The sequence below is a fragment of the Spiroplasma sp. Moj genome, from assembly GCF_016082285.1.
Lineage (GTDB): Bacteria > Bacillota_I > Bacilli_A > Mycoplasmatales > Mycoplasmataceae > Spiroplasma > Spiroplasma phoeniceum.
On the sequence record NZ_MQTY02000002.1, the window covers coordinates 20212 to 28052 of the forward strand.

8 protein-coding genes and 1 pseudogene are annotated in these 7841 nt (G+C 25.6%); all 9 read right to left on the bottom strand.

The features are described 5' to 3' along the window. Positions 1-6: 6 nt before the first annotated feature. Positions 7-867, bottom strand: a complete 861-nt coding sequence (prmC, locus tag BST80_RS00185) for a peptide chain release factor N(5)-glutamine methyltransferase (protein ID WP_415745424.1) — start codon at positions 865-867, stop codon at positions 7-9. Next, a complete protein-coding gene (gene prfA, locus BST80_RS00190) occupies positions 867-1943 on the bottom strand; it encodes a peptide chain release factor 1 (RefSeq protein WP_415745425.1) in 1077 nt (358 codons plus the stop codon). Before prfA ends, prmC begins: the two co-directional genes overlap by 1 nt. Positions 1944-2047: 104 nt before the next feature. Next, entirely contained in the window at positions 2048-2356 is a 309-nt protein-coding gene (locus BST80_RS00195; RefSeq protein WP_415745426.1) for a hypothetical protein, read from the bottom strand. Positions 2357-2370: 14 nt separating this feature from the next. Beyond that, on the bottom strand, positions 2371-2955 hold the full coding sequence (locus BST80_RS00200) for a thymidine kinase (RefSeq protein WP_415745427.1): 585 nt from the start codon (positions 2953-2955) through the stop codon (positions 2371-2373). Between the two features lie 2 nt (positions 2956-2957). Then, the gene (locus BST80_RS00205) at positions 2958-3920 is read right to left on the bottom strand and encodes a DHH family phosphoesterase (RefSeq protein WP_415745428.1); all 963 of its coding nucleotides are present in this window, start codon (positions 3918-3920) and stop codon (positions 2958-2960) included. 13 nt (positions 3921-3933) lie between these two features. Beyond that, positions 3934-5859 carry a hypothetical protein gene (locus BST80_RS00210; protein WP_415745429.1) on the bottom strand — a complete coding sequence of 642 codons (1926 nt, stop codon included), beginning with the start codon at positions 5857-5859 and terminating at the stop codon, positions 3934-3936. Between the two features lie 178 nt (positions 5860-6037). Then, positions 6038-6343, bottom strand: a complete 306-nt coding sequence (gene rpmE, locus BST80_RS00215) for a 50S ribosomal protein L31 (RefSeq protein ID WP_415745430.1) — start codon at positions 6341-6343, stop codon at positions 6038-6040. An 83-nt stretch (positions 6344-6426) separates the two neighbouring features. Then, a complete protein-coding gene (locus BST80_RS00220) occupies positions 6427-7071 on the bottom strand; it encodes a nitroreductase family protein (protein ID WP_415745431.1) in 645 nt (214 codons plus the stop codon). A 28-nt stretch (positions 7072-7099) separates the two neighbouring features. Beyond that, positions 7100-7621, bottom strand: a pseudogene (locus BST80_RS00225) (hypothetical protein). Between the last annotated feature and the right edge of the window lie 220 nt (positions 7622-7841).

Consider the following 7841-nt stretch of genomic DNA (forward strand, 5'->3'; position numbering starts at 1 on the left):
ATTTTACTACAAAATATTAATAAATAACATTCGTCATTTTTTATTTATATCTTTTTGAAAATAATATTTCTGATTTGGAAAATATTCTTTTACTAATTTTTCTAAATCTTTTTTTTGGTCATAACCATGTTCAAAACATAAAATGCCATTTTTTTTAACAACCTTTTGTCAATTTTGAAAAATTTCTCGATAAAAATATAGGCCATCAATATCACCAAACAAAGCAACATGTGGTTCATAATTTTTAACACGATTACTAATATTTTGATTCTTTGGAATATAAGGTGGATTACAAACTAGCAGATCAGCTTTAATCTTATTTTTAATAAATGGTTCTAACATATCACCTTCCAATAATTTAACATTTTTGCAATTTAACTGCTTAATATTTCTTTTTGCTACTTTTAATGCTTCAGTTGAAATATCACTAGCATAAATTGTTAAACTTGGATTTTCTAAGCCTAAACTAATTGCAATTGCTCCGCTCCCAGTTCCAATATCAATTAAAGTTAATGGTTCATCACCATTATTAAGCAATATTTCATCAATTATAATATTAATATTATCAACTAATTCTTCTGTTTCATAGCGAGGAATTAAAACATTATAATCAACATAAAAATCATATCCATAAAAATTTTGTAAATTAGTAATATGTTGGATTGGTTTTCCATTACGATATGCCATTAACTGTTGTCAATAATCATCAATCTTAAAATTAATTTTATCATTTTGAATTGCATATAATTTTGCTAATGAAGTTTTCATAAAAAATGCTATTAAAATTTTAATATCGGCAAGATAATTAGCATTATTCGAGTCTTTCAAATAATCTTCTGACTTTTGAATTAATTCATTAACTGTCATTAGTTTCCTTCCATTTTCAATCTTTGTTCTTCATTAATTAATGCTACTACAATTTCATCTAAATTACCTTCCATAATTTGGTCTAATTTTTGTAGTGTTAAATTAATACGATGATCAGTAACCCGATTCTGAGGATAATTATATGTTCGAATTTTTTCACTCCGGTCGCCTGTTCCTACTGCATCTTTTCTTAATGTTCCACGCTCTTCATTAATTTTACGTTGCTGTTCTTCATATAATTTACTTCGTAAATGTTGAATTGCTAATGCCTTATTATCATGTTGACTACGGCCATCTTGGGAAGTTACAACAACTCCTGTTGGTAAATGAGTAATTCGAACAGCTGAATCAGTTGTATTAACATGTTGTCCCCCTGCTCCTGAAGCACGGTAAGTATCAATTTTTAAATCAGCAATTTTAATTTCAAAATCAACTTCTTCAATTTCTGGTAAAACAGCAACGGTTGCTGTTGATGTATGTACTCGCCCTTTACTTTCTGTTTTTGGAATTCGTTGAACACGATGTGCTCCTGATTCAAATTTCATTTTTGAATAAACACGATCTCCTTTAACCATAAAGGAAATTGTAGAAAAGCCACCTGCTTCTGATTCATTTGCTTCAATTAATTCTACTTTTCAATGTTGTTGTTCTGCATATTTTATATACATTCGATATAAATCACCAGCAAAAATGTTTCCTTCATCACCACCTGCTGCTCCACGAATTTCAAAAATAACATTCTTATCATCATTAGGATCTTTTGGCAATAACATTACTTTTAACTCTGCTGTAAGTTGTTCTTTTCTTATTTCTGAGGTTTTTAATTCTTCTTTTGCTAATTCAATTAACTCATAATCCTTTTCTGTCTCTAAAATTAATTTTGCTTCATTAATATTATTTAAAACATTTTTATAATTTAAGTATAAAGCAACGGTTTCCTCTAATTGTGCTTGTTCTTTTACTAAACTAGTTAACTTTTTTACATCATTAACTATTTCTGGTTTTGTTAATTCTTCATTAATTAAATTTCACCGCTTTAACATCGTTTCTAATAGTTCAATTGTTTTTTGATTCATTTGCTTCACCTCTTTTTTAGACACTTAACAATTATAATATATTTTAAATAATAATGATTAATTTAATTCATTATAATAAAAAAATCATAATAATTAATGACTTTTTACTGATTTGAAATTAATGTTTGAAATTTTGGCAAATTTTTTAATTGGTCAACTAAAGTTAAACGATATTCGCAACTTTCAAATGTTTTTTTAATGGGATGTTTATGAATAATTTTTTGGCTAATTTTAAAAACATTACAATTAACAATCACATTGTCATTTTCCTTAATTAATAAGTCTTCTAAAATTATTATTTTGGAATTAATTGGCAAATTTTCAACAAAATGAGCTTTAATTTTTTTTATATTTTTTGGCTTACTATTTATAATAAAATAAACTTCAGCATTTAATCCACTTTTTGTTAACATTTTTTCCTCCTACATTAGTATGTTACTTCATGGCAATGACGACAGCGAGCTTCATATTTATCCTTTTCACCAATTAAAACAATTGGATCATAATAATTAGCTGGTTTCCCATTAATTAAACGTTGGGTTCTATTTGCTAAATTTCCACATCTAACACAAATTGCATGCAATTTCTTAACCTCTTCTGCTCGTGTCATTAATTGTTCAACATTAATAAAAGCTTCACCTCGAAAATCTTTATCTAAACCATTAACAATAACAATAATTCCTTTATCTGCTAAAGAATCAGCAAGTTTAACAATATTATTATCAAAAAATTGGACTTCATCAATCCCAACAACATTTGTTGTTGGTTTAAGGTTTGTTAATAACTCTTCAGAATTCTTAACTGATATTGCTTCAACTGCTTTTTTGCTATGACTAACAACTTGGTTTTCACTATAACGATTATCAATTGTTGGTTTAAAAACTTGAATTTCAAATTTAGCATAACCTAGGCGAACTAAGCGGCGAATAAACTCTTCGGTTTTTCCAGAAAACATACAACCAGTGATAACTTCTATTCAGCCTATTTGAGCTTTACTATTTAAAAAATACATTCTTAACCTCCCATATATTTAATGTTATTTTTAATTACAAAACTTAAGTCTTTTAAAACTCGTTCTAAATCTTCTCACTGATAAATTTTTGCACCGCTTGCTAACTGATGACCACCACCTCAGTACTTTTCTGCTACTTTATTAATAATATAAGTATTACTACGAATGCTAAGGTTTATATAACCCTCTGCTTTATTTTCAATTACTCACATTCAAATTTTAAATTCTTTAATATTAGTCATAATATTAACTCATGGTTTAACAGTCTCATAACTCATATTATGTTCTTTTAACATTTCATCAGTTATCTTAACATAACTAATTTCTTTATCATAAATAACTACTTGCGATAACAAATAATTTTTAAAGCGTACATTAACTCATGATTCTTCATATAAATTTTGATAAATTGATTGCAAATCAAAACCTGTCGCAACTAATTGCCCTGCTAACATAAAAGTATTGTGGCAAGTTTTACTATACATAAAACGATTTGAATCTGTTACAATTCCAGTAAAAATTAATTTGGCTGCCTCTGGTGTTACTATTAATTTTGATGTTAAAACTAACTCAGCAATCATTTCTGAAACTGCAATTTTAGTTTCATCAATTCATTGTATATCACCAAATGGCGTAACATTGGGATGATGATCAATTTTAATAACTTCTTTTGCTTTCTGCCAATATTTACTATCAATTGGTTCAATGTTCGCTGTATCAGTCACAATTACTAATGCATCTTTATAATCTTCTGCTTGAAGAAGATCAGGTGTTGCTAAGAAGGCTAAAAAATCATTTGGTGCACCATCAACTAATACCCTCTTATTTGGAAAATTATCTTTAATGAATTGTGCTAATCCAAATGCTGAACCATATGCATCACCATCTGGTGAAATATGACGTAAACAAATAATTGTCTTATAATCTTTAATTTTTTGTAAAATAATTCTTTTTAAATCTTGCATTTGTTTTCCTCGCTTATATGTTAACAACTAAATTATTGTTAACTTTATCATAAACTAATAATGCATTCTTTTCAAAATATATTGTTGTTGTTTTTTTTAAATTTAGTTCTTTTTCTGACACTAAAATTTTAAAAATAACTTCATCATTAACTTCAAAAAAGCAAACAATTGATTTAAAGACTTTTTTAATTGACTTAACATGTCCTTTATATAATAAATGTAAATATTTGTTAAATTCCTTTGTCTTTTGGAATGAGATTAAGTTTGGATTAACTGCTAAATAATATTCTTTTTGATCAATTAATTTAGTTCCTTTAGGTAATTTAATCTTAATTTTTTCATTTTCTAAAACATTTTCTGCTATAGAATATTTCATACTAAAAACATTTTCTGAACTATTATACATTATTTGATATAAATTAATTGTATTAGGTAAAAATTCAGCATGATTTTTTGACATCAATTTGTAATTATTATCCTTATCAAAAAATAATAATTGTGTAACATAATTTTTAATATTCTCAATGTTCTTTGTTAAAACTAAAAAAGTTAACTGTGGATTATAGTTTTTTAAACTAAGTAAAATTTCATTTAATTCATTTGCTTCATTATGAGTTAAATTGTCAAAAGTATTATGTAAAATAATTAATTTTTTCTTACTTAAAATGGCATTAATCAATCTAATTTTAGTATGATCAAAACTACTTAAATTTTTAGTAAGTTTAAATCAGTTCATTTTAATATTTAAATTACTCATTAATTTTTTAACTTCTTCAAAAGCTTGATTATAAACTGTTACAACTTTTTCATTTGCTTCTTCAATAGCAAGTGAATTATCTTTTTCACGAGTTTCTAATGTATTATTTAATAATTCCAAATGATATTTATGAAAATATTCTAAAACTTTTCCCTTAATAATTGTTGCTTCATCTGGTAATAAATTTGCAATTAATTGTTCTTGTTTTTGATTATAGTTAAATCATTGATCTTCTGATAATTTTGTTCAAGTAATTATATTTGAGGAATTACTTTTATTTAAAATTCCTTTAATAACACTCTTATGTTTACTATCTTTTAAAACCATATTTATAACATTAAGACGATATTTTTTTAATGCTTTTCGTGCTTTAATTAAAAGATAACGTTCATATGTAATTTCAGTCTGCAATATTTTTAAATACTTTTCACAAACTAATTTTGCCCCAATAAAACCAAAACTTTTATCTTTAAGTTTTCTTTTTTTAGCAATTTCATAACAATCACACAAATAATCTAAGTCAGAAATATAATAAATTTTATCTCATAAAGCTTGTAAAAATGCAAGATAACCTTCATATACACGAATTTCTTCTCTTTTGTAAGTATAAGTATGTAAACTTTGAATAAAAATTGAATCTTTATCATCATCTAAAATTTTACTAATTTCTTTTTTATGGAATTCACTAATTCGAGTTAAATAAGTCTCAATTCATTCTTCTTTAATATGAATTGAATTATTAAAATATTCATTAATGATTTTATCTATTTTTAATATTAAATCTTGTTTATTTAAATCATTACCAATAAAAACTAAATTTTTATAAAAATATTTATTTTTATTATATTTTAATGAACTATCATGTAAAAATTTTGGCGTTTTTAAAATATGATAAGCCAAACGTAATTTTGTTGGTAAAAAAGCTAATCTTAATGGGGCGGGTGATACATAACCAATTCTACGTTCTTTTGGTAATAAAGTTGTGATATTTCTATTGTTTAAATAAATTGTTCCATTACGTGGTTTTTTCTTTCCCAATAACAATTTTAAAAAATATAATTGTGAAAACTTATTCTCAAAATGAGTCCCCAAAATTTCTTGACTATCAACACTAAAATTTAAATCACTAAAAATAATTTTTTTATATCGTTTATACTTTAAATTATTAATTTTCAATCCCATTAAAATACCACGCTCCCAATTAATTTTATTATACCCAAATAAAAATAATAAAAAATAGTTATTGTTAAGTTAAACTTATATTTCCGCTAATTTTTTAAGAATTATGTTTCTAATTTAATAAAATTACATTACAAAATATCAAAAAAACCTTTATCTTAAAAAGATAAAGGTTTACCAATTATTCTACTTTTTGTTCATCAGATTTTGGTTTCGCTGTTTTTTTGTTAAGTTCTTTTTGTGCTTTTGATGCTTTTTCTGTTTGTTTTACTAACTCTTCTTTTTTATTAAATTTAGATTTAAATCGTTCAACACGTCCAGCTGCATTAGCAAACTGTTGACTTCCTGTATAGAAGGGATGGCATGAAGAACAAGTATCAACTTTTAATTCTTCTCCTTTAGTAGAACCACTTATGTACTCAGTTCCACAAGTTGTACACATAATTTTAGTATCAAAATATTTTGGATGGATTCCTTCTCTTGCCATATAACTCACCTCACTTTTAATAATATGACTGCATATTATTTGCATGTAAATAATGATAACACATATTTTAAAAAAAACAAAGATTATTTAATAATCTTTGCAAATTCATTAAAATCAATTCTAACACGTGGCATTGTTGCTTTATCATCATCTTCATCATAGTATCCTAACGCTAAAGCTAAGACTGTATGATATTTTCCTTGATCAAACGTACAATGTTTTGCTAATAACTCATCACATTTTTTTGCATCAAAACCACCCATAATAGTAGTTCCTATTCTTAAATCAGCAGCTTGAATTGTAATAAAACTAGTTACAATATGAGCTTGTTCTGAAACAAATGCAGAAAGATGTTCTTTTTGTTGCAAAAAAGTTTGATATTTTTTAATTGCCTTTTCTAAATCATCTGCTTGATTAATAACTCGTTCTAAGCGTTTTGTTAAAAATTCAGTTGAAACTAAATAAGATGGATTAGTACCCGTAATAAGCATTATACAACTAGCATCTTTGACTTTTTCTTGATTTCAGCCAAGCACTGCTTCATCAGCAAATTTCTTTTTTAATTCTTGATTTGTAATACTAACAACATTAGTTACTTCAATTCCTAATGAACAAGGTGCTAAGCGCCCTGCTTCAAGTATTACTGTTAAATCTTTTTGATTAATTACTTTTTCACTATTATATTTTTTAATAGTTTTTCGTCAATTAATTGCATTTTTTACTGTCATTTAATATTATTATCTCCTTTAATTTTTATTACTCATTAATTTTTGTCAAAGCAACGTTTAATACATCAACACTTTTTGCAAAAGGAGGTGAATATGGTAGATCTAAATACTCAATTTCACCAATTTTAGTTTTTGTTCAAATAATTGGGATTAAAGCATTGATTCTTAAACTAGCTTTATTATAACGAAAAATTTGTGCACCAACAATAATTTTAGCTTTTTGGTCATAAATAATTTTAATTGTTACTGGCTTCGCATCAGCAACATAGTGTGTATGATCTGTTCCATTTACAACGACCTCTTTCACATTAAAACCATTCAAAATTGCTTGTTCTTTTATATATCCTGTTCGAGCAATTTCACTTTCGAAAACCTGCATAATACTTGTTCCAATTCCACCAGGAAAATAATCTTTCTTTCCTGCTAAAATATTACCTAGAACCTTACCATTTTTGGCTGCAATTGTTGCTNANNNCNTNTNNTNNATTAGGTAATCAAGCAACTTGTTCTGCGGTTGCAGTAGCATACTGCATAATACTTGCATATTCATTAGACTTCTTGCATAACCTAGTTATTTTAAAATTCCTATAAAATATATTTAAAATAGAAATTATAGGAATCTAAAATTATGAAATTTGATAAATTTGATTTTATTAATGATAAAGAATTATTCCGATTAACAGGAATAAAACAAGCCACTTTTAATAAAATGTTAGATATTTTAAAGGTTGCTGAAATAGAAAAATTTAAAAAAGGTGGCAAAGCTAACA